Origin of the sequence: Bradyrhizobium sp. HKCCYLRH3097 (assembly GCF_051167875.1) — a bacterium.
GTDB lineage: Bacteria > Pseudomonadota > Alphaproteobacteria > Rhizobiales > Xanthobacteraceae > Bradyrhizobium.
The window spans coordinates 471,044-493,105 of sequence record NZ_JBNPTX010000003.1; the positions used below are offsets into that span (position 1 = coordinate 471,044).

The window sequence follows — 22,062 nt, forward strand, 5'->3', positions numbered from 1 at the left end:
ACCGTCAGCTCCGCCGCATCCACAAGCCGCCGAGAACCAGGCCGCCGCCATTGACGAACGCCATCCACAACGGGAAAGCCTTGCCGATGAAGAGGTAGCCGACCAGGGTCAATGCGGTGACGCAAAGGCCGAACACCGTGAACGCCGCGCCGAACCACAAGCCGGCGAGGCCGTAGAACAGCATGAAATAGATCGGCCAGAATGCGCCCATCTCGCGCGGTCCGAAATGGCCGATCGCTTCGACGAAGAAGCCGAACGCAAAGAACATGACGAAGGCGAGCAGCGCCCGGAGATCGAAGCTGCGTACGCCGGAACGCGCCTTCTCCGTCGCGCCCAACGCCAGCGACCCGGCCAGACCGAGGACATAGACCGATAGCCAGGCCTTGTCGGCGTATTTGGGCGCGAGATAGGTCACGAGATTGCCGGCGAAGACGAGAACGCCCCAGAGGATCATCAGCAGGCTCGACAGCCGATAGATCTGCGACTGCCGCACGCGCTTCGTCACATCCTCGATGTCGCTGAGCGCCCGCGCGGCTTCCAGGCTGTCGATCATGCGGTTTGGACCTCTAGTGCGTCGCCACGTCCTCGGCGATCGCGCTCACCGCCTGCGGTGCCGACACGATCTCCATGTGATTGACGCCGGCGATCAGCTTCACGTCAACGCCCGGCACGACGGCGTGCACCGCATCTGCATATTTGTCGGCGCGCATCAGCTCGTCATCGGCGCCGGCGATGACGGTCACCGGGTGCTTCGCCGCAGTGAAATCGGCCTTGTAGCCACGGGTCGCGAAATTGCGGAACAGCCGGTAGCTGTAGGTCGGCGCCAGGAATTTCTCCGAGTTCGGCCTGACAGCAAAGGCCAGCACAGGCAGTGCCTCGCAACACGGCATGCCGATGCGCCTGAGCACGCCGAGCGCCAGGATGCGCGGAATGTCGGGACCGGCCCAGCCGCCCGAATTCTCCCGGTTGGTCGGCGCGTCGTAACCCAGATAGGGCGCGAGCAGCACGGTGCGCGTGAACAGATCCTGGATCGGGGCGCTCGCCGCGCGCAGCGCGAAGCCGCCGCCAGCCGAATGGCCGAGCAACACGATCGGCTGGGCCGGAATCGACCTCCTGACCTCGGCGACGAGGTCGGCGAGATCGTCTTCGAGCTGTCCGAGATGGCCGATGTCGCCGCGGGTGCCGGAGCCGCCATGGCCGCGAATGTCGGGCGCGAAGGTATCGATGCCGCGCGCCGCCAACGCATCGGCAAGGGCATGCACGGCGACGCTGGAGCCGGAGGAGCCGTGGACCACGATCGCGACCTTGCCGACAGCCGTTCCGCGCGCCGGGTAGTGGCGATAGGCGAGCTCGGTGCCATCGCGGGCGCTGAAGCGCTGCAGGCCGGGCATGGTGCTGCGGTCGACCTGGCCGGCCGTCTCCGAGATCGACTTGAGCTCGGGCGGGCGCACCAGTGGCGTCGCGATCATCGCAGCCAGGGCCAAAGCGAGCATGCCCAGGAGGCAGAGCCCCCATCCTAGGACCCGAAACAGGAACTTCGCGCCGCGTCGCACGCTGTCCTCCAGCTTTTCTGCATTTTACAGAGTACTCTGTATTATAGAGTTATCGAAATGGCAACGGCTTGATTGGCGGCGGACGCGGAAAGCCCCTACCTTGGCTGCTGCTCCCCGAACCGAATCAAACAGCGATGCCGCCTGCGGAAGCCTTGCCCAACGCGCCCGAATTCACCGTCACCGAGCTGTCCTCGGCGCTGAAGCGCACGGTCGAGGACCAGTTCGGCCATGTCCGGGTGCGCGGCGAGATCACCGGCTTTCGCGGGCCGCATTCCTCGGGGCATTGCTATTTCGCGCTCAAGGACGAGAGCGCCAAGATCGAGGCGGTGATCTGGAAGGGCGTGCATGGCCGCATGCGCTTCAAGCCCCAGGAGGGGCTCGAGGTGATCGCCACCGGCAAGCTCACCACCTATCCGAACTCGTCGAAATACCAGATCGTCATCGAGGCGCTGGAGCCGGCGGGGATCGGCGCGCTGATGGCGCTGATGGAGCAGCGCAAGCGGAAGCTCGGGGCCGAAGGACTGTTCGATCCCGCACGCAAGCAACTGCTGCCATGGCTGCCCGAGGTGATCGGCGTCGTCACCTCGCCGACCGGGGCCGTCATCCGCGACATCCTGCACCGGCTCGAGGACCGCTTTCCTCGCCGCGTGCTGGTCTGGCCCGTGAAGGTGCAGGGCGAAGGCTCGGCCGAGCAGGTTGCCGCCGCGATCCGCGGCTTCAACGATTTGCCGCAGGCAGGCCCGATCCCGCGGCCCGACGTGCTGATCGTCGCGCGCGGCGGCGGCTCGCTGGAGGACCTGTGGTCGTTCAACGAGGAGATCGTGGTCCGCGCCGCGGCCGAGAGCATGATCCCGCTGATCTCGGCGGTCGGCCACGAGACCGACGTGACCTTGATCGATTTCGCCGCCGACAAACGTGCGCCAACGCCGACCGCAGCCGCGGAAATGGCGGTGCCGGTGCGCAGCGAGCTGATGCAGGAGGTCGCAAGCCTCGCGCGCCGTGTCGGCGTCTGCTGGCAGCGCAGCCAGGAGAGCCGCCGCAACGAGCTGCGCGCCGCCGCGCGCGCCCTGCCCGGCCCTAGCGATCTGCTCGCCATTCCCAGGCAGCGGCTGGATTCGGCGGCCGCCGGCCTGCCACGCGCGCTGAAGACCAACACGCATGTACACTTTCGCCAATTCGCGGCGGCGAGCGCCAAGCTCACTCTGCGCGTGCTGCACGCGCAGATCGCGCAATCACGCCATCGTCTCATCGCGTCGTCCGAGCGGCTGTCGCTGTCGTCGCGCGGCCAGTTGCACCGGCGGCGCGAGCGATTCGAGGCGCTCGACGCCCGCTTCAAGGCCTCGCGCCAAGCCTACGCCCAGGCCAAGCGCCAAGCCATCGGTCGCGAGCGCGACCGAACCGAACGTCTTGCCGAGCGGGCCCGGCGCGCGTTGCTGACCCAGCTTCAGCGCCTGTCGGCCCGCGTCGGCCAGAACGAGAAGCTCCTCACCGCGCTGTCCTATCGCAGCGTGCTGGCCCGTGGATTTGCCCTGGTGCGTGACGAGGCCGGCCACCCGCTGCACCATGCCGCGAGCATCGGTCCGGGCGCCGCGCTCTCGATCGAATTTGCGGACGGCAAGGTCGCGGCCACGGCGGGCGCGGACCGCCCGCTTCCGCCGGCAGCGCCGTCATCGCCGAAACCTGCGCGCGAGGCCAAGCCTTCGGCACCGAAGCGCACGCCCGATCCCGCCGACCAAGGCAGCCTGTTCTGAGTAGCCTTCAGCGCGCCAGCCAATCGGCCACGAGCTTCTGCGCATCGGCGCGCGCCTCGGGATCCGAGCCGACATGGCCGCGCTCGGGCGCCCCGGCGTCGGATCCCGCGACCTGATGCAGCGGCAGGTTCACACGATCGAAATCGTGATAGGCGCCGGGATAGATGACGATGCGGGTCAGCGCGCTGCGGCCGCGCGCGCCATCGATCATCTGCCGGCACGCGGGCGGCGAATAGACGTCGTCCAGGCCGCCGATCAGCACCAATGTCGGAACGCGCGTGCTCCAGCCGAGGCCGGACGAGGCGCGGCAATCCGGATAGAACGCCACCGCCGAGCGAAAATCCGGCGAGACATGCTCGGGCAATTGCGGGCGCACCGCCCACAACAGCGCGCTCGCGCCGGCCGCCCAGCCGACCAGGCTGACCCGGTCGGGCATCGCCCAGGCTTGCTCGGCCAACCATTTCTGCGCGATCACGATGTCGGCGACACGCTCGCGCCGGCCGCTGATACGACGCTCCTTGACGCGGCATTGCGGGCCCAACCCGCGCGAGCCGTAGCTGTCCGGCAGCAGGACGGCCTTGCCGTCCCTGACGAGTTCCTCGGCCCAGTCGCGATAGCGCGGCAGCACCGGCTCCGAGCGGCCGGAAAGCCCGCCGCAGCCGTGGAGCGCGACGACGACCGGAAATGGGCCGGCCCCCTTCGGCCGGTAGAGCTGGGCGTGCAGCACATAGCTTCCCGAGGGGATCTCGACCGCGACGGGCGCTGGCAACGGCTCTGCCAAGGCTGGAAACGCCGTGGCGCAGAGCAGTGAGACGACGATGGCGACGAGGGAGCGCATCAAACCAGCCGGGCGGGACAAGCGGCGGATATCGCAATCTAGCTAGCACGGAGTTTCGAGCAGAAGCATCACAAATCAGTGGGTTTGCGCGGGGGGACAGCGTCCCCCATCTATGCTAGGAAATCGTCGAAATTCGGCCTGTCGTGTGCGCGCGGCGCCCACGTAGGGAGACTTCACGTCAAGGAATTGGAGATCGCGGACGTGCTCAACAAGTTTGGTCCCTCGGGCCAGGGCGAGGCGCAGGTGCAGTATCTGGATGGCGATTTCCGGGTGATCTCACCGGGTAGCTATGTGCGCTGCGCGGTCACCGATGTGCGGATTCCGCTGGACGAGCTGAAGTATTGGAGTGTCGATCTGCAGGAAGCCTACGCCCTGCCGAGCGCCGTGCTGCAGCGGCATTATCCGGGCGCATTGAAGGCCAACGGCTGATCTTTGCGCTTCGCTGACAGCCGCTGCACAACCAGCGCGCGCAACGCGGCGAGATCGTCGAACTGCAGTGTCACCGGGAATGCCGTGACATCGGGCGCGGCCTCGTGGCCGCGGAACCGCACGAGATCCTTTTCCGTGGTCACCAGGGCAAATCCATCACGTCTGGCTTCATTGGCGAGGGCTACGACGTCGCCCGCCGTGAACGGGTGGTGATCCGGAAAGGTACGCTCGCGCCTGACGTCGAGACCAGCGCCGCGAAGGGTGCGGAAGAAGCGGGCGGGGTCGCCGATCCCGGCAAACGCCAGCAGCGGCCTGCCCCGCAGCGCCGCAACGATCTGCGGATCTGGCTGCAACGCGGCTGAAAACACCGGCTTGCCGGCCGACAACACATGTGAGGCGACCGCCTCGCTGGCTCGGCCGCTGCCGATCACGACCAATGCGTCGGTGCGCGCCAGTTGCGGCGGCAGCGGCGCGCGCAATGGTCCGGCGGGAAACACCTCGGCATTGCCGAGGCCGCGCGCGCCGTCGATCACGATCAGCGCGAGATCCTTCGCGATTGACGGATTCTGGAAGCCATCGTCCATCAGGATGACGGAGGCGCCTTGCGCCTTGACGAGACCGATGCCGTCGGCGCGGTTGCGCGCCACGACGACCGGCACCCGCGCGGCCATCATCAGCGGCTCGTCGCCGACATCGGCAGCCTCATGGACCGCAGGATCGACGACGACGGGACCGCCCAGCCGGCCGCCATAGCCACGGCTCAGCACCACCGGCCGCTCGCCGAGGTCACGCAGAATATCGGTCAGCGCCAGCACGGTCGGCGTCTTGCCGGCTCCGCCGACATGGAAATTGCCGACGCAGATCACCGGCAGGCCGGCATCGACGCCGCCTTGCGCCATCCGGCGTGCGGCAACGGCGCCGTAGAGTGTCGAGAGCGGAGACAGCAGACGCGATTGCCAGGAGGCCGGCCGATGCCAGAAGGCCGGCTCACGCATCGCCGGCGGCCCCCATCTCGAGCCTGACCTGCAACAGATACGGCTCGAGCGCTGACAGCGTCCGCTCCAGCGCGCCACCGAGCTGATCGACCACCCGCGTTCCTGCCGCAACCAGGCTGTTGCCGGCTGCGGGATCAGCGAGCAGTTGCCGGAGTTGGCGGATCAGCGCCTCCTGATCGTGGGCGAGCCTGGCTCCCCCGGCTTTGTCCAGCGACTCATAGACGTCGGTGAAGTTGAACACGTGCGGCCCGTGCACGATGGCCGCACCCAGCTTGACGGCCTCGATCGGATTCTGGCCGCCATGCTCGACCAGCGAGCCGCCCATGAACACGACCGGCGCCAGCCGGTAGAACAGGCCGAGCTCACCCATCGTGTCGGCGACGTAGATGTCGGTGCCGGCGAGCGGCTGGTCCTCCCGCGACCGCAAGGCGCCCCGCAGGCCGGCACTTGCGACGAGCTCGGCGACCGCCGGGCCACGATGCGGATGGCGCGGCACGATCACGGTGAGCAGCGACGGATAGGACACCGACAAGGCCCTGTGGGCCGCAATCAGGATCTCGTCCTCGCCGGGATGCGTGGAGGCGGCGACGACGACCGGACGGCCGCGCGTCATCGCCGTGAGCCGATCGAGCTTCGCCGGATCGGCGGGCGGCGCCGGCACGTCGAGCTTGAGATTGCCGGTGGTGATGACGTTGCGCGCGCCGAGCGCGGCGAACCGGTCGGCATCCGCCTGCGACTGCGTCAGGAAGAGATCAAAGCGTCCGAGCAAGGCGGAGATGGTGCCGGACATGCGGCGCCAGCGCGGGAACGAGCGCGGCGACATGCGGCCGTTGATCACCACCATCGGCACCCGCCGCGAGGCGCCGGCGAGGATGAGATTCGGCCAGAGGTCCGACTCGATGAACAGCCCGAGCGAGGGACGCCAATGATCGAGAAACCGCTCCACGAAGCGCGGCGTGTCATAGGGCACGTATTGGTGGATCACGTCGGGCGGGAAGCGCTTGGCCACGATGGCGGCCGACGTCACGGTGCCGGACGTGATGAGGATGCGGATATTGAGCTCACGCAGCCGCTCGATCAGCGCCGCCGCCGCCAGCACCTCGCCGACGCTGGCACCGTGAATCCAGACCAGCGGACCCAGCGGGCGCGTGTCATGGCTCAGGCCGCGCCGCTCGTCGGTCCGCTCGGGATCCTCCTTGCCGTGCTTGAGCCGCTGTCTGATCAGTGCCGGCGCAAGCGGCACCGCCGCCGAGGACAACCCGCGGTAGACACGCAGGGCCATCGGCAGGGGGCTAGGCACTCGATGCTCCCGACGCGACCGGCCGAGGACAGGCCTCGGGACGGCCGACGATCTCATAGGCGCGGCGCATGCATTCGTTCAGCGTCGCCTCGAGGTCGAGACGTGCCTCTTCCATCATCGCGGCGTCGGCATCGCGCGGCACGTTGATTTCCTTGATTCCCACCAATGCGCCGCGGCCGAATGGCAAATTGATGGTGGTGCTGTCCCAGTTCTTCAGGCGGATGAAGCGGCTCGTGACCATTGCGAACGGCATGATCGGACGTCCTGATTCGCGCGCGAGCATGATGATGCCGAGACCCGCAATCCGCGCCCGCTTCGGCACATCGGCGGTCGATGCAACATTATAGTTGTCTTCGAGCGCCCGCACCATCTCCTTGAACGCCCCCACCCCGCCTTTCCGGTGGAAGGAGGAGCCATGATCGCCGGAGCCGCGGATGGTTCCGATGCCGAGCCGCTCGGCGGCGATCGCGTTGAACTCGCCGTCGCGATGCCGGGAGATCAGCACCTTGGCGCGATAGCTCGGCTTGTTCTTGATGAAGGGGGTCAGCAGATGCTGGCCGTGCCAGAACGCGAAGATCGCCGGCATCTGCGGCTCGACGATGTCGTAGACCTCCGGCGGCTCATAGGTGAAGCGGTTGGTCAGCCACACCAGCCGCAGGTACTCGGCCGCGAGAAACCCGACGGCGCGCTGGAACCAGCCGCTACGCAGCGTATTACGGATCAGATGTTTCAAGTCGCGAGCTTTGCGTCTTACTTCGCATCCTGACCGGGATCGAGCAGCCGGTGCAGGTGAACGATGAAATAGCGCATGTGGGCGTTGTCGACCGTCATCTGCGCCTTGGCTCGCCAGGCGGCGTGGGCCGCCGCGTAGTTCGGATAGACGCCGACGATATCGACCTTGTCGAGATCCTTGAATTCGTTCTTGTCGAGATTGATGAGCTCGCCGCCGATCACGAGGTGAAGGAGCTGCTGCGAGGCGCTATCTGTCATCGGTATCGTTTCCTAGTCAACGCCTTGCAGGCGACGTGGAGGGTGCGATCCAGGGCGATCAGTCCGGCGGTAACCTGCGATACTGCGCGACGATGTCGGCATGTCGGTCGCGGCCCGCTGCCACCAGCACCCCGTGCACCACCTCCGGACGATTATAGAGGATCGCCTCGCCGGACAACGCGGTCATTTTACCCCCCGCTTCCTGCACGATCAAATGAGCCGCCGCAAGATCCCAATCGCGGCTTTGCCCGCCTGCAAAAGCGGCATCGAGCCCGCCATGCGCGACACGGCACAGGCGCAGCGCCAATGATCCGATTCGCGGATGGAGTTCAATCCGCGCAGAATCCGGAGCCAGCCGCTCAACCAACGGTTTTGGACCGGCCACGCGCGAGAATTCGAGCTCTCGTCCGGGCGCCACCCGAACCGGCTGTTCGTTCAACGTGGTGCCACTACCGCGGGCGGCGAAGAAGAACTCCTCGCTGACCGGGACATGCACGGCAGCGAGTATCGGCGCACCGTGCTCGACCAGCGCAACGCTCACGCACCAGTCGTTGCGGCCGCCGAGATAGGACCGCGTGCCGTCGATCGGATCGACGATCCAGACCCGCGACCGGCCGAGTCTTTCCCGATCATCCGCGCTCTCCTCGGACAGCCAACCGTAATCCGGCGTTGCGGATCGCAGCCTGCGTTCGAGCAGTGCATTGACCGCCATGTCGGCTTCGGAGACGGGCGACGACGCCCCCTTGGTCCATTTGCGCAGCTCCGTTCCGAACATCGAACGTGCGAGCTCGCCGGCTTCGCGGACCGCCTCCTTCAGGAGCCTGGCGTCTGCCGCGAGGCTGGTCTCGTTCGGTTTCTCGATCTCATCGTCCGCCAAGCGTCAATCCTTCGATGCGCACCGTCGGCGCATTGACGCCATAGCGGAATTCCAGATCGCTGGCGGGCGTCATCGACTTGAAGATCTCGAACAGATGCCCGGCGATCGTCACCTCGCTCACGGCATAGCCGATCTCGCCATTCTCGATCCAGAAGCCGGACGCGCCGCGGCTGTAGTCCCCGGTGACGCCGTTGACGCCCGAGCCGATCAGGTCGGTGACGTAGAAGCCCTGCTTGATGTCCGAGATCAGCTCCTTGGCTGTCACGACGCCGGCTTCGAGATGCAGATTGAACGGACCGGGCGAAGGCGACGACGACACGCCGCGATGGGCGTGGCCGGTCGTCACCATGCCGAGCTCGCGCGCGGTGCCCGAGTCCAGCAGCCACGTCGTCAGCACGCCATCGTCGACCAGCGCGGTCTGCTTCACCTTCACGCCCTCGGCGTCGAACGGCTGCGACCGCAGTCCGCGCTTGCGCAGCGGGTCATCGATGATGCGGATGCCCTTGGCGAAGAGCTGCGCGCCGAGCTTGTCCTTGAGGAAGCTGGTCTTGCGCGCGATCGAGGCGCCGTTGATGGCGCCGACCAGATGTCCGACCAGCGAGCCGGACACGCGGGGATCGAACACCACCGGCACCTGGCACGTCGCAACCTTGCGCGGATTGGCGCGCGCCACCGCGCGTTCGCCAGCGCTGCGCCCGACGGCCGCGGGCGCCAGCAGGTCGGCGCCGTGCGGAGCCGCCGTGTAGTCGTAGTCGCGCTCCATCCCGGTGCCTTCGCCGGAAATGGCGGTCGTCGAGATGCTCTGGCTCGAGCGCAGATAGGCGCCGTGAAAACCGTCGCTCGTGACCAGCACCATGCCGCCGATGCCGGTCGAGGCCGACGCACCACCGGACTTCGTCACGCCCTTCACGCCGAGCGCGGCGGCCTCCGCCTCCTGGGCACGGCGCTCCAGCTCTGCGGTCGAGGGAATCTGCGGATCGAGCAGGTCGAGCTCGGGAATATCGCGCGCCAGCAGCGCCGGATCGGCGAGGCCGACATATTGGTCGTCAGGCGCCACCCGCGCCATCGCCACGGCCCGCTCGGCCAGCCGCGCCACGCCGTCGCCGCTGACGTCGTTGGTCGACACCACGGCCTGGCGCTTGCCGACGAGAACGCGCAGGCCGACATCGTCGCCTTCCGAGCGCTCGGATTCCTCGACGCGCCCGTCACGGACCTCGACGCCTTGCGAGATGCCGCGCACCGCGATGGCATCGGCGGCATCGGCGCCGGCCTTCCTCGCGGCTTCCACCAGCCGCTCGGCGAGCGTTCGCAGGGCGGACTGGTCGAGCAGATCTGATTGGGCTGATGTCGACGATGAGGCTGGGGAAGAGGTCACGAACACGATCCGATCGATGTCAGGTGGGCGGCGAAGACGGCTCAATCCAAACGAAATGTGGCCTGTTCACGCCGACTTCAAGCAGGACGGCAGACGGCACATCGGATTGTCGGCAAATCGGCAAGGTCTCGTCAATCATGCGGGGCAAGCGCTTGTCAATCATGACGGTAGGAGGATCATGCGTGAGATCTGATTAACCAGGCTTGTTAAGCCGATACGGGCGATCCGCGTGGCAAGGTCACACGCATCGACCGGGAGCATAATCCCGGCGGGGAGACCAAGCCGTGAGGCGTCAAACAGCAACAGGCGGAAGCAATTCCGCTGGGTCGGGCCGCGTCCTGCGGCTCGACCCTCTTTCCCTGCCCGTCTCGTACAGCGCGCACGATACCCGTGCTGATGGCGGGATCCGGCAGATCGAATTGCACCGGGAGCGCGTGGTCCTGCGTCGTGCCGTCAGCGGCATGCGCATGGCCCTGAACCTCCGCGTCAGCGACTTCCTCGGCATCGGCGTGCGCGAAATCGACGCCACGCAGGTGATGCTGGTGCTCGTCCACCGCGACCCCTCCCTGACCATCCCGCTCTGCGTCAGCGACGACCAGAACGAGATCGTTGCTGCGTGGGCGATGTGGAGCGAGACGTTCGCGCTGCCGCAGTTGCAGGACGCGCGCCGCGAGGCCACGCCGCGCCGCCGCCGCCGCAACGCGATCCGCTCGCGCCGCCCGCGCTTCCTGATGCGCCGCCGTGTCGGCTGCCAGCTCAATCCGGCCTCGGTCCATCGCGGCGAGCGCGAGATCATCGCGCGCAACTGATCAGGTTGCGCGCAGCACGGCATCGACCAGCAGCCCTGCGAACATCAGCAGCCCAGCATCGCGGTTCGACTTGAACACCCGCAGGCACAGCGCCGGATCGGCGATATCCAGACGCCAGATCTGCCAGCCGAGATGCGCGGCAAAGCCCGCGAGCCCGAGCCACGCCGCGACATGCACATGGGCGGTCGCGAAGGCGGCCCCTATCAGCATGACGGCCAAACCGTAGAAGACGACCAGCGCCAGATGGGTGCGCTCGGCAAACAGGCGCGCGGTCGACTTGATGCCGATCAGCGCGTCATCCTCGGCGTCCTGATGTGCGTAGATCGTGTCATAGGCGATCACCCACGAGATCGACCCGGCGTAGAGCAGCAGCGCGGTTGCATCGATGCGGCCGAACGCAACCGCAAATCCCATCAGCGCGCCCCACGAGAAGGCGAGACCCAGCACGACCTGCGGCCACCAGGTGACACGCTTCATGAACGGATAGATCGCGACGATCAGCAACGAGGCGATGCCGGTGGCGATTGCGAACCGGTTGAACTGTAGCAGCACAACCAAGCCGATCAGGGCCTGCGCCACCAGGAAGGCGAGCGCCTGCTTCACGCCGACCTGCCCGGCCGGAATCGGTCGCGAACGGGTGCGCTCCACCTTGGCGTCGAGATCGCGGTCAGTGATGTCGTTCCAGGTGCAGCCGGCGCCACGCATGACGAACGCGCCGACGAAATAGAGCCCGATCCACGCAGGCAGCATGGACAGATCCCCGCCGATCCCGGCCGCCAGAGCGGCCGACCACCAGCACGGCATCAGCAGCAGCCAGGATCCGATCGGGCGATCGAAGCGGGCGAGCCGCAGGTAAGGCCGGCTCCACACCGGCGCCAGCGTGTCGACCCAGTTGCCGGTCGCGTCAGCAACGCGGACGGCGGTCGTGCTCATCGGGTGAGAACGTTGCCAGTCATGGTGTCGAAGGCGGAACCGCCCTTCTTCGTCGTGTTGGCCTCAGGCAGCGCAGCCGACGAGCCCAGCACGTCGCTCAGGCTCGGAGCCGCGGGCCTTCCGGCCCCCGACTGCATCTGCGCCGCCACGGCACAGACCTTCTTTTCCAGCGCGTCGGTGTTCTTGTGACCGGCCTTCAGCTGATCGGAGATCTGCTGGGGGATGCCGCAGCTCGCCGCATGCGCCTCGACATATTTGATCATCTTCACTTCGGCCTTGCCGAAATTGGCGATCAGCTTGCAGGCCTCGTCAGGCGAGGCCTTGCGGTCGCTCGCGGCCTTGATCAGCTTGCCGCGACGCTCGGCTTCCTCGCGCAGCGGCATGAACTCCTTCATGCAGCTCTCCGGCGGGCCACCCTGCGGCGCGGCTCCCATCGGGGCCGGCTGGAAGCCGCCACCGCCACCGCCGCCGAACGCCGAGGCGCCTGGACTGGGGAACGGACTTGCCGGGGCTGCGGCCCGGGTCGGCGCCGCACCGTTGATGGGTGGAAACGGCGAATTGCTGGTCTGGGCCTGGCCAGGCATCGGCGCGGGAAACGAGCTCTGCGCGAAGACCTGCCCTGTGGAGAGCACCAGCGCGGCAATGGCGAGCGGCATGAAAGACTGGCGGACGATCAAGGCTGGTTCTCCGGCAAGACCAAGAATCCTCAACACTTCCGGATGAAAGCACGATCCGATCCGGGGCTTTTACGATTCTCGCCCGTCCAGCACAACCGCGGATTTGATCACATCCGCGGCGCAGAGACGCAGCCGGGTTCCAACCGGCGCGGAGGCCCAAAACGAGGCCCTTCCCGAACGTCGGAGCCCAAAAATCCGTTCACTCCGCGCCCTCGCCCACCTGGTCAAGCCGGAGTCGCCAGTTCAGCGGCCGGCGGGACGGTTCACGTCGCCGTGCACACCTTGCGCATCACGGCCAGGGTGTTTTCGTGATTCGCCTTCAACTGATCGGTGATCTTGGCGGGGATTCCACATAGCGAGGCATGCGCGACGGCGTAGTCGATCATCTTGGTCTGGGCGAGCTCGTAGTCATGCACCAGCTGACAGGCCTCGCCGGGCGCAAAGCGCCGCTCGGTCGCCGCCTTGAGCAGCTTGGCCCGGCGGGCGGTCTCGTCCCGCAGCGGGGTAAACTCCTTCAGGCAGGTCTCGGGCGGGCGGAAGCCAGCCACGCCGGCACCGCCCGGAACCGCGGGGGCCGCCCGTTGCGGCGGCGCGGCGACCGCCTTGTCATCGGCCCGGGACGGCGCGGCGACCATCACCGCGATGATCGCGACCAGCGCCCAGATCGCAAGCGCCGAAGTCGAATGTCTCAAGATCAAGGCCGTTCTCCGCATCGAGGCTTACGGAATCGTCGGATGTCCGTCCCGGGGGACGACCGGCGGGATCGAAACGGTAAAATCTGTCGACAGCACGGCCGAAAGGCGCCATCGCCGATATCCGATACAACCCCACGTGACGGCTCTTCCGGCTTTGCGGCTGGCGCGTGGGTCCGGTAAGCAACGTCCATCATCGGCTCCGCTTCGCTCCATGCCCGCATACGACTTCAACGCCCCGCGCCTGTTCGTCGACGCGCCCCTGCAGGAGGGAGGCTCGGTCGCGCTCGACCGCAACCAGGGAAATTATCTCGGCAACGTCCTGCGCCTTGGCGCCGGCGATCACGTGCTGGCCTTCAACGGCCGCGACGGCGAATGGCGGGCCGTGATCGAGGGCCGCAAGCGGCCGGATGGCCTGACGATCCAGCAGCAGAGCCGGCCGCAGGATCAGCTGCCGGACATCGCCTACGTCTTCGCACCGCTCAAGCACGCGCGGCTGGACTACATGGTGCAGAAGGCGGTCGAGATGGGCGCCGCGCGGCTGGAGCCGGTGATCACCCGTCGCACCCAGGTGTCGCGCGTGAATGGCGAGCGCATGCGCGCCAACGTGGTCGAGGCCGCCGAGCAATGCGGCATCCTCAGCCTCGCCGACGTCAAGGACCCGGTGCCGCTGGAGCGCTTCCTCGCGCAGCGGCAACCCGAGCGGCTGCTGGTGTTCTGCGACGAGGCGGCCGAACTGGCCGATCCGCTGCAGGCCCTGCGCGGCGGCCAGAATGCGGCCGGCATCGACCTGCTGATCGGACCGGAGGGCGGTTTCGCCGACGATGAACGGACGCTGCTGCTGCGCCAGCCGCATGTGATCAGGTTGCCCCTGGGCCCACGCATCCTGCGCGCGGATACGGCCGGCGTTGCCGCCCTCGCCGTAATTCAGGCGACGCTCGGAGACTGGGCCGGAGCCCGCGGTTAAGGCATCCGACCAATTGTGGCGCGCCGCGGCCATTCCCAGTCGAAACCGTCAAACGGCCATGCTAAGGGGCAGCCGCCGCTTCCAGCGGGCGCCCAAGCCATTTTGGAACTCGAATCGACATGACCGGACCCGCTCCGACCGGACCCGCCGCGTGGGCGGACACGCTGCTGCAATCCTTCGCCCAGGCCGGCTATGAGCGGGCCGAGCCGGCGATCCTGCAGCCGGCCGAGCCGTTCCTCGACCTCTCCGGGGAGGACATCCGCAAGAGCCTCTATCTGACCAGCGACGCCGCTGGCGAAGAGCTGTGCCTGCGCCCCGACCTGACCATTCCCGTCGCCCGTGACTACCTCGCCTCGGCCCGCGCCGGGCAGCCGGCCGGCTTCAGCTACCTTGGTCCAGTATTTCGCTACCGCGAGGGCCGCCCGAGCGAGTTCCTGCAGGCCGGGATCGAATCGTTCGGCCGCCAGGACCGGCCCGCTGCCGATGCCGAGATGCTGGCGCTGGCGATCGAGGCGACCGCCGCCGCCGGCCTTGCCGCGGTGGAGATCCGCACCGGCGACGTCGCGCTGTTCACGGCCTTGATCGACGCCCTCGATCTCTATCCGGTCTGGCGGCGGCGGCTGATCAAGGACTTCAACCGCAAGCGCACCCTGGCGCAGGACCTCGAGCGGCTGGCGATCGCCTCGGTGGCGCCGCGCAACGAGTATGAGGGCGTGCTCGCCGCTCTGGCCGGCTCCGACCGCAAGGCGGCGCTCGCTTTGGTCACCGACCTGATGTCGATTGCCGGCGCAACCGCCGTCGGCGGCCGCACGGTGGCGGAGATCGCCGACCGCTTCCTCGAGCAGTCCACCCTCAAGAGCGGGGCGCTGCCGCGTGACGCGCTGGACCGCATCAAGCGCTTCCTGGCCATCAGCGGCAGCCCGACCGAAGCCGTCCAGCAGCTTCGCGCCCTCGCCGCCGATGCCAAGCTCGACATCTCGGCCGCGATCGACGCGCTGGAGGCCCGCGCCCGCTTCATGGCCCAGCGCGGCATCGACATCGCCAAGGTGCGCTTCGCCACGTCGTTCGGCCGCGGCCTCGACTACTACACCGGTTTCGAGTTCGAGCTGCATCATCCTGACAATGGCGACGAGCCGCTGGTCGCCGGCGGCCGTTATGACGGCCTGCTGAGCCAGCTCGGCGCCGCCGAGTCGATTCCGGCCGTCGGCTTCTCGATCTGGATCGAGCGCCTGGCCCAGAGCAGCGCCGTGGGCAAGTCCCCGGTCGGGAGAGCATCATGAGCGGCCCCCTCGTCCTCGCCGTTCCCTCCAAGGGACGTCTGCAGGAGAATGCCGAAGCCTTCTTCGGCCGCGCCGGGCTGAACCTGTCCAAGCCCGGCGGCGCGCGCGACTATCGCGGCACCATCGCAGGTCTCGACAATGTCGAGATCGCCTATCTCTCTGCGAGTGAGATCGCTTCGCAACTGGCGCGCGGCAGCGTGCATCTCGGCGTCACCGGCGAGGATCTCGTGCGCGAGAGCATCACCGATGCCGACAAGCGCGTGCTGCTGATCGATACGCTCGGCTTCGGCGGCGCCAACGTCGTCGTCGCGGTGCCGCAGGCCTGGATCGACGTCCGGACCATGGCTGATCTCGATGACGTCACCACCGGTTTTCGTGCCCAGCACAATCGCCGGATGCGCGTCGCCACCAAGTACATCAACCTGACGCGCAGCTTCTTCGCCGCCCACGGCATCGTCGATTACCGCATCGTCGAGAGCGCCGGCGCCACCGAGGGCGCGCCCGCGGTCGGCACGGCCGAGCTGATCGTCGACATCACCAGCACCGGCTCGACGCTCGCCGCCAACGGGCTGAAGGTGCTGGACGACGGCGTGATCCTGCGCAGCCAGGCCAACCTGGTCGCCTCGCGCGACGCCGAGTGGTCGGAGGGTCCGCGCGAGAGCGCCCGGATCATTCTCGACCACATCCATGCCCGCGCCCGCGCCAGCAAATACCGCGAGGTCCGCACCCGCTTCAAAGGGTGCGACGCAGCAATGCTGACCGAGGCGCATAACCGTTTCGGCGTCGTGGCGCCGTTCGGCGGCCCGACCTCGTCCGGCATGCTCACCCTGCACTGCCCGCCAGCGCAGATCTACGCGCTCGGCAGCTTTCTGCGCGCGCATGGTGCCGAGACCGTCTCGGTCGCCTCGCTCGACTACGTGCTCGACCGCGAGAATCCGCTGTTTGCCCGCCTCGAGGCCTTCCTGCGATCATAAATCGCCGTTCATCGTAGCGACAGGTGAGCGCGACTACCATATGTTGGTAGGAGAACGAGGACTCTGAGCGATGCTGGGAACTGACGTGTCCGACCTGACCACGACCGCGGCCGACGCCGCGTCGCAGGGACTGTCGATCGTTATCCCCGTCTATAACGAGGGCGCGGGACTGACGGCGCTGCACGAGCGGCTGAATAATCTCGCACGCACCCTGCGTCAGCGCTTCGGTCTCGCCTGTGAGCTCGTTTATGTCGACGATGGCAGCCGCGACAACACACTCGCGATTGCCCGGACCCTGCAGGCCGATGCGCTCGATGTGCAGGTCGTGTCGCTGTCGCGCAATTTCGGCAAGGAGGCCGCGCTGATGGCCGGCCTCGATCATGCCCGGCGCGGCGCGGTGCTGTTCATGGACGGCGACGGCCAGCATCCGCCGGCCCTGGTCGAGCAACTCGTCACGCACTGGATCAAGGACGGCTACGACGTCGTCTATACCGCCAAGGCGCATCGCGACAACGAGCCGTTCCTGCGCCGGGTCGCCGTTCACGGCTTCTACGCGCTCATCAACTGGGGGGCGCGGCAGAAGATTCCGGAGGATGCCGGCGACTTCCGCCTGCTCTCGCCGCGCGCGGTGGCCGCGCTACGGCAGCTGCCCGAGCGCAACCGCTTCTTCAAGGGCCTGGCGAGCTGGATCGGCTTCCGTCAGATCCGCGTCGACTATGAGCCAGCGGCCCGCGCCCATGGCGTCACGACCTTCAACCTGACCGGCCTGCTAGGCCTGTCGATCGAAGGTCTCACCTCGTTCTCGGTCGCGCCCTTGCGCTTCGCCAGTCTGCTCGGAATCCTGCTGGCCTCGGCCGCGTTCCTGTTCGGCCTCTCGATCCTCTGGGAGACCTTCACAACCGGCAAATCGGTGCCTGGCTATCCCTCGCTGATGGTCGGCCTGATGACGATCGGCGGCGTGCAGCTGATCATGATCGGCATCATGGGCGAGTATATCGGCAAGATCCTGTCCGAGCTGAAGGCGCGTCCGATCTACTTCGTCGCCGAGCACAGCGAGAAGCGTGCAGCGCTCGATGCACGGAGCGACGGCGCCGAGAGGAACGCCGCCGAATGAACGCGACGCCGCACCGGCGCATCTGGCTGTGCGCCGATGACTATGGCATCAGCCCCGGGGTCAACAGCGCCATCCGCGACCTGATCGCGCGCGGTCGGCTGAACGCCACCTCGGTGATGACCGTGGGCGCCGCGATCGGGCGCGACGAGGTGACGGAGTTGACCAAGGTCGCGTCCGACAGCCCGCGCTGCGCCATCGGCCTGCATGTCACGCTGACCGCGCCGTTCCGGCCCCTCACCATGCACTTCCGCCCGTCGGAGGGCGGCATGTTCCTGCCCTTTCCCAAGCTGCTGCGCGCCGGAATGTCCCGCCGGCTCGATCCCGAGCTGATCCGCGCCGAGGTGCTGGTGCAGCTTGCGGCGTTCGGCGAGCTGTTCGGCCGCGCCCCGGATTTCGTCGACGGCCATCAGCACGCCCAGCTCTATCCGCAGGTGCGCGAGGGCTTCCTCGCCGCGGTCAAGGAAGCCGCGCCGGCGGCCTGGGTGCGTCAGGGGGGGCGGAACGTGCCGCTGATGCAGCGGCTGACGGCACCGAAGGCGCTGCTGCTGGACGTCCTGAGCGCCCAATTCCGCCGTCATGCCAAGCGGGCCGAGATCGCCTTCAATCCTGCCTTCGCCGGCGCCTACGACTTCAGCAAGACCTCGGATTTCGCCACGTTGATGGACGGCTTCCTGGAGGAGCTGCCCGAGGACGGGCTGGTGATGTGCCACCCCGGCTTCGTCGACGACGTCCTGATCGAGCTCGATCCCTTGACCGTCCAGCGCGAGCACGAGCACGCCTATCTCGCCGGCGAGCATTTTCCAGCGCTGCTCGACCGCCGGCGGATGACGCTGGCCTGAACGGATCTTGCGGGTCTGCGACGAACAAAAGGCCGCCCGGCTGCGTTCCTCCTGTAGTGCGGGCAACATCGAGGTCCAAAACGCTGCGCAAGCCCGAGAGACGCTGTGTCGCATACGGAAATTTAATCCGCGCCCCGGCTGGCCGGGCCACAAAGTCCCCCTAAATCTTGGCCGCGCTTGGCCGGAACAAGGCAAGCGGCAGGAGAACGACATGACACCGCAAGAACGCCAACTCATCGACGATCTGTTCGACCGGCTTGCCAAGTTGGAGAGTGCACCGCGTGATCCGGAGGCCGCCGCCGCCATCGCCCAGGCGCTGCAGCGGGCTCCCAATGCCGTCTACGCGCTGGTGCAGACGGTGCTGGTGCAGGACGAAGCCTTGAAGCGCGCCAATGCCCGCATCGAGGAGCTGCAGCACGCCCAGGCCCCGCAGCAGGCCCAGTCCGGCGGCTTCCTCGATTCGATGCGCGACAGCATCTTCGGCTCGGGCAGCCGCGGTTCGGTCCCCAACGTGCCGCCGCCGTCGCAGAGCCGACCGGTCTGGAACAGCGGTCAGGCGATGCCCCCGGGCTACCAGGGCCAGCCCGGCTATCCCGGTCAGCCCGGCCCTTACGATCAGGGCGGCTTCGGCCAGCCGCGTGGCGGCATGTTCGGCGGTGGAGGCGGCTCGTTCCTCGGAACGGCGGCGGCCGCTGCGGCGGGCATGGTCGGCGGCTCGCTGCTGCTCGGCGGCATCCGCTCGATGATGGGCGGCGGGTCGCATCAGGCGTTCGGTGACACCACGATCATCGAGGAGCGCGGCGGTGGTGCCGGCCCGTGGAGCGGCGACCAGTCCAGCGGCTCGCTGGCGCGCGACGCCGGTCTCGACGACATCGGCCGTTCGGGCGGCGACGGTGGCCGTGCCGGCCTGTTCGACCAGGCGAACTATGACGACAGCGGCAATGACAACGACGCGGCCGACTTCGACGCTGATGACGGCTATGGCGACGACGACGGTGGCAGCGACTACGCTTGATGCTCCCAGGTCGCAGCGAACTGAAGAATGCGAAAGGCCGCCCCACGGGCGGCCTTTTTCAGTTGCGGATGTCGTGCAGCGGCGGTCGTCAGAGCACGATGACCCGAGCACCGACGTTCACGCGGCCATAGAGGTCGATGACATCCTCGTTGCGCATCCGGATACAGCCTGACGAAACGTTGGTGCCGATCGTCCATGGCTCGTTCGAACCGTGGATCCGATACAGCGACGAGCCGAGATACATCGCGCGTGCGCCGAGCGGGTTCTGCGGTCCGCCCTCCATGTGCCGCGGCAGGTCGGGCCGGCGCGCGAGCATTTCCGGCGGCGGCGTCCAGTCCGGCCATTCGCGCTTGGCCGAGATCGTCTTCACGCCCGACCAGGTGAAGCCGGGGCGGCCGACGCCGATGCCATAGCGGAGCGCCCTGCCCTCGCCCTGAACCAGATAGAGGAACTTGTTCGGCGTATCGATGACGATCGTGCCCGGCCGTTCTTTGCCGTCGTAGTCAACGATCTGTTTCTCGTATTTCGGATCGAGCGGCCGCTGCGTCTGCTCATAGGCCTCCTCATCCGGTACTCCCTGCTGCGGGACCATGCCCGGCGCCAGCCGCTGCGGCTCGTAGTAGGACGGCTGCTGCTGGTACATCGGCTGTCCCGGCGGAGGCGCGCCGCGGCCGCCTTGCGGATCCCCGAACAGGAATTCGATGAAGCCGCCACCCATGCGCGAGCGTTCGACATAGGCGGTGCGCACCGGCGCGGACTGCTGCGGCGGCCCGCTGTAAATCACGGTCGGCTGCTGAAATCCCTGGGCCGCAGCCCGATCCAGACCTGAATGGAATGCGCATGCGCCGGCCAGCAGCGCTGTGGAGAATGATTTGAACATCGACGTACTCTGTACTGTTTCGTCTGGAGACTGTTCGTCGCGCGAGGCGGCAACGCCGCCGCGTATCGTCAATAAAGAGCAAAACCCGATCGCTTTGGTAAACGCGGGAGGCGCCGGGATTCACCATCGCTGCATACGTCGGCGGTTTTGATCGCTAGCGTTTATTTTGCGTGAAGGCCGGCGGAGCGTGGTTAATAGTTGACGCACGATGCACGCCAGCGTTGCCCAACGGCGGTTCCTGGCGTGAACGCGATGTTAAATAGCCTCTGCGTAGAACTGATCCGAGCAAAAGGTCAGGGATACTATCATGGCTGTTCGCAAGCGTTTCCGTATCGAAGAAGCAATCGTCGGCCATATGCCGGAGCCTGAATTCGTGGGCGGCGAGATCGGCCCCAACCACAAGGAAATCATGGACGAGCTGCGCGCGATCCGCTCCCAGATGGCCAATGCGATCCGCAGCGGCGGCAGCAACACGGCAAACGCCGCCATCGAAGAGTCCGCCGCACGCGAGGTCGCCGAAGCGCGCGCGCTGCTCGAGACCTATCGCGCCCAGATCGAGCAGTGCGAAAAGCTCAAGGTCGAGCTCGACCTGATCCACGACGCGATCAACCGCACCAAGGGCGAGATCGCGACCCTCCATGCCAAGAGCTTCAACGGCGAGGAGATGGCCAAGGTCAACGGCGAGCTCGGCGCGGTCGTCGGCGGCACCGAGCAGGCGACGCAGCAGATCCTGGAAGCCGCGGAGGCGATCGACCAGGCCGCCAGCGCGCTGTCCAAGGTGGACTCGGCCGACCAGCAGAAGATCCTGAGCGAAGAGATCCAGGAGCGCGTGGTCTCGATCTTCGAGGCCTGCAACTTCCAGGACCTGACCGGTCAGCGCATCAACAAGGTCATGACCACGATGAAGTTCATCGAGCACCACATCGTGGTGATGATGGACATCTGGGGCGGCGTCGACGCCATCAAGGCGCATACGCCGCCGATCGTCGACCACCGCGAGGGCGACGCCCGGCTGCTGAACGGCCCGAAGGCGGAAGGCGACGTCGGCCACGCTTCGCAGGACGACATCGACGCGATGTTCAACTGACCTCGGCCAGTCCCAGCGACCGCTCCAGGCAACGTCACCATACAGGAACGCCGGCGCTATCGCCGGCGTTTTTCGTTCGACTCTCGACCTTTGCGGGATGTTCGCCCGGATCTCAGGCGCGCGGTCCGCAGCGGACGTAGACCATCGTCTGGTAACGGGTCGCCGCATCCTTGTCGACGAAGCGGGTGATCAGCACACGGCCGTCGAAGGAGACGACCTCGCGGTCCTGCTCGCCGCCGGGCGGTCCGGCCGGGCCGATGTAGTTCTTGCCGCTGGCCGATCCCTTCAAGCGCAGTTCCTGGGGAGTCGCCTGGTCGGCCAGGTGCATCACGACACCACCGGACGTGCCTGCCCCGATGACGTAGGGCTGTTTGCACTGCGCCAAAGCCATCTTTTCGGTGCGCGGGCGGTCATTCGGGTTGTTGTAGGCGGCAAGCCCCCATTTGCCCACGAGATCCTCGGCGCGAATCGTGGCCGGCACCTCGGGCTCGACCGGCGCCTCGGTCTGCTGCATGGGGGTCGACGGCGACAGGCTGAAGCCCGTGCACGCTCCCAGAAGCATCGTGAGCGCTGACGCGATCGCGAGATTGGCAACCGGCCGCGCGCACCGTGAACTCGTCATGGCATCCCCTTAGGAACAAGATCATGGCTGCCCCGTCCGGCAACCAAGCGCAAAACGCTCGTCAG

The 22,062-nt window shown here is 67.2% G+C and carries 24 protein-coding genes; 10 read left to right on the forward strand and 14 right to left on the reverse strand.

Going from position 1 to position 22,062, the window contains the following annotated elements:
* Positions 1-4: 4 nt before the first annotated feature.
* Together ACQR0U_RS11140 and ACQR0U_RS11145 are read right to left on the reverse strand one after the other, a co-directional pair.
* Positions 5-553 carry a hypothetical protein gene (locus ACQR0U_RS11140; protein ID WP_434843210.1) on the reverse strand — a complete coding sequence of 183 codons (549 nt, stop codon included), beginning with the start codon at positions 551-553 and terminating at the stop codon, positions 5-7.
* A gap of 13 nt (positions 554-566) precedes the next feature.
* Positions 567-1,493 (reverse strand): alpha/beta hydrolase, encoded by a 927-nt coding sequence (locus ACQR0U_RS11145; RefSeq protein ID WP_434840711.1) that lies wholly within the window; start codon positions 1,491-1,493, stop codon positions 567-569.
* A 194-nt stretch (positions 1,494-1,687) separates the two neighbouring features.
* Here ACQR0U_RS11145 and xseA point away from each other — a divergent pair, with 194 nt between their 5' ends.
* A complete protein-coding gene (gene xseA / locus ACQR0U_RS11150) occupies positions 1,688-3,304 on the forward strand; it encodes an exodeoxyribonuclease VII large subunit (RefSeq protein ID WP_434843211.1) in 1,617 nt (538 codons plus the stop codon).
* Positions 3,305-3,311: 7 nt separating this feature from the next.
* Here xseA and ACQR0U_RS11155 read toward each other — a convergent pair whose 3' ends face one another.
* Complete coding sequence (locus tag ACQR0U_RS11155) at positions 3,312-4,142, reverse strand: dienelactone hydrolase family protein (protein ID WP_315716686.1); 831 nt, start codon at positions 4,140-4,142, stop codon at positions 3,312-3,314.
* 201 nt (positions 4,143-4,343) lie between these two features.
* On the opposite strand from ACQR0U_RS11155, the gene ACQR0U_RS11160 reads away from it, so the two are divergent.
* On the forward strand, positions 4,344-4,571 hold the full coding sequence (locus ACQR0U_RS11160) for a DUF2093 domain-containing protein (protein WP_315716685.1): 228 nt from the start codon (positions 4,344-4,346) through the stop codon (positions 4,569-4,571).
* On the opposite strand, the gene lpxK is transcribed toward ACQR0U_RS11160, so the two are convergent.
* From lpxK to ACQR0U_RS11190, 6 genes are read right to left on the reverse strand one after another with little or no spacing between them, the layout of a single operon-like run.
* Positions 4,541-5,566, reverse strand: a complete 1,026-nt coding sequence (lpxK, locus tag ACQR0U_RS11165) for a tetraacyldisaccharide 4'-kinase (RefSeq protein WP_434843212.1) — start codon at positions 5,564-5,566, stop codon at positions 4,541-4,543. The genes ACQR0U_RS11160 and lpxK overlap by 31 nt on opposite strands.
* A complete protein-coding gene (locus ACQR0U_RS11170; RefSeq protein WP_410051907.1) occupies positions 5,559-6,923 on the reverse strand; it encodes a 3-deoxy-D-manno-octulosonic acid transferase in 1,365 nt (454 codons plus the stop codon). Before ACQR0U_RS11170 ends, lpxK begins: the two co-directional genes overlap by 8 nt.
* A complete protein-coding gene (locus ACQR0U_RS11175; protein WP_316168032.1) occupies positions 6,859-7,599 on the reverse strand; it encodes a lysophospholipid acyltransferase family protein in 741 nt (246 codons plus the stop codon). Before ACQR0U_RS11175 ends, ACQR0U_RS11170 begins: the two co-directional genes overlap by 65 nt.
* Positions 7,600-7,616: 17 nt before the next feature.
* Positions 7,617-7,856, reverse strand: a complete 240-nt coding sequence (locus tag ACQR0U_RS11180) for a DUF4170 domain-containing protein (RefSeq protein WP_009031572.1) — start codon at positions 7,854-7,856, stop codon at positions 7,617-7,619.
* 58 nt (positions 7,857-7,914) lie between these two features.
* Positions 7,915-8,718, reverse strand: coding sequence for a 3'(2'),5'-bisphosphate nucleotidase CysQ (locus tag ACQR0U_RS11185; protein ID WP_315753464.1), 804 nt, complete (start codon positions 8,716-8,718; stop codon positions 7,915-7,917).
* Position 8,719: 1 nt separating this feature from the next.
* Positions 8,720-10,108, reverse strand: coding sequence for a TldD/PmbA family protein (locus tag ACQR0U_RS11190; RefSeq protein ID WP_409998678.1), 1,389 nt, complete (start codon positions 10,106-10,108; stop codon positions 8,720-8,722).
* Positions 10,109-10,392: 284 nt separating this feature from the next.
* Between ACQR0U_RS11190 and ACQR0U_RS11195 the strand changes: the two genes are divergently transcribed.
* A complete protein-coding gene (locus ACQR0U_RS11195; RefSeq protein ID WP_315825394.1) occupies positions 10,393-10,917 on the forward strand; it encodes a DUF6101 family protein in 525 nt (174 codons plus the stop codon).
* Here the strand turns inward: ACQR0U_RS11195 and ubiA are convergent, their stop codons facing one another.
* The 3 genes from ubiA to ACQR0U_RS11210 form a co-directional block, all read right to left on the reverse strand.
* Positions 10,918-11,850: a 4-hydroxybenzoate octaprenyltransferase gene (ubiA, locus tag ACQR0U_RS11200; protein WP_315825395.1), complete on the reverse strand. Its 933-nt coding sequence runs from the start codon at positions 11,848-11,850 to the stop codon at positions 10,918-10,920. It abuts the gene before it with no gap.
* Positions 11,847-12,524: a hypothetical protein gene (locus tag ACQR0U_RS11205; RefSeq protein WP_409998679.1), complete on the reverse strand. Its 678-nt coding sequence runs from the start codon at positions 12,522-12,524 to the stop codon at positions 11,847-11,849. The genes ubiA and ACQR0U_RS11205 overlap by 4 nt, the downstream gene beginning before the upstream one ends.
* Before the next feature lie 266 nt (positions 12,525-12,790).
* Positions 12,791-13,225: a hypothetical protein gene (locus ACQR0U_RS11210; RefSeq protein ID WP_315716677.1), complete on the reverse strand. Its 435-nt coding sequence runs from the start codon at positions 13,223-13,225 to the stop codon at positions 12,791-12,793.
* A 208-nt stretch (positions 13,226-13,433) separates the two neighbouring features.
* Here ACQR0U_RS11210 and ACQR0U_RS11215 point away from each other — a divergent pair, with 208 nt between their 5' ends.
* The 6 genes from ACQR0U_RS11215 to ACQR0U_RS11240 all read left to right on the forward strand — a co-directional run bounded on the left by ACQR0U_RS11215 (position 13,434) and on the right by ACQR0U_RS11240 (position 19,408).
* Complete coding sequence (locus ACQR0U_RS11215; RefSeq protein ID WP_315825396.1) at positions 13,434-14,186, forward strand: 16S rRNA (uracil(1498)-N(3))-methyltransferase; 753 nt, start codon at positions 13,434-13,436, stop codon at positions 14,184-14,186.
* 119 nt (positions 14,187-14,305) lie between these two features.
* Positions 14,306-15,466: an ATP phosphoribosyltransferase regulatory subunit gene (locus tag ACQR0U_RS11220; protein WP_434843213.1), complete on the forward strand. Its 1,161-nt coding sequence runs from the start codon at positions 14,306-14,308 to the stop codon at positions 15,464-15,466.
* Entirely contained in the window at positions 15,463-16,440 is a 978-nt protein-coding gene (gene hisG, locus ACQR0U_RS11225) for an ATP phosphoribosyltransferase (RefSeq protein ID WP_316168036.1), read from the forward strand. Before ACQR0U_RS11220 ends, hisG begins: the two co-directional genes overlap by 4 nt.
* Positions 16,441-16,510: 70 nt before the next feature.
* A complete protein-coding gene (locus ACQR0U_RS11230) occupies positions 16,511-17,554 on the forward strand; it encodes a glycosyltransferase family 2 protein (protein ID WP_315716673.1) in 1,044 nt (347 codons plus the stop codon).
* The gene (locus tag ACQR0U_RS11235) at positions 17,551-18,393 is read left to right on the forward strand and encodes a ChbG/HpnK family deacetylase (protein ID WP_316174938.1); all 843 of its coding nucleotides are present in this window, start codon (positions 17,551-17,553) and stop codon (positions 18,391-18,393) included. Before ACQR0U_RS11230 ends, ACQR0U_RS11235 begins: the two co-directional genes overlap by 4 nt.
* Positions 18,394-18,604: 211 nt before the next feature.
* The gene (locus tag ACQR0U_RS11240; protein ID WP_315716671.1) at positions 18,605-19,408 is read left to right on the forward strand and encodes a DUF2076 domain-containing protein; all 804 of its coding nucleotides are present in this window, start codon (positions 18,605-18,607) and stop codon (positions 19,406-19,408) included.
* An 88-nt stretch (positions 19,409-19,496) separates the two neighbouring features.
* Here the strand turns inward: ACQR0U_RS11240 and ACQR0U_RS11245 are convergent, their stop codons facing one another.
* The gene (locus ACQR0U_RS11245) at positions 19,497-20,288 is read right to left on the reverse strand and encodes a L,D-transpeptidase (RefSeq protein WP_315825398.1); all 792 of its coding nucleotides are present in this window, start codon (positions 20,286-20,288) and stop codon (positions 19,497-19,499) included.
* Between the two features lie 307 nt (positions 20,289-20,595).
* Between ACQR0U_RS11245 and ACQR0U_RS11250 the strand changes: the two genes are divergently transcribed.
* Positions 20,596-21,375 (forward strand): protein phosphatase CheZ, encoded by a 780-nt coding sequence (locus ACQR0U_RS11250; protein WP_315716668.1) that lies wholly within the window; start codon positions 20,596-20,598, stop codon positions 21,373-21,375.
* A gap of 112 nt (positions 21,376-21,487) precedes the next feature.
* Here the strand turns inward: ACQR0U_RS11250 and ACQR0U_RS11255 are convergent, their stop codons facing one another.
* The gene (locus ACQR0U_RS11255; protein WP_315716667.1) at positions 21,488-21,997 is read right to left on the reverse strand and encodes a hypothetical protein; all 510 of its coding nucleotides are present in this window, start codon (positions 21,995-21,997) and stop codon (positions 21,488-21,490) included.
* Positions 21,998-22,062 lie beyond the last annotated feature (65 nt).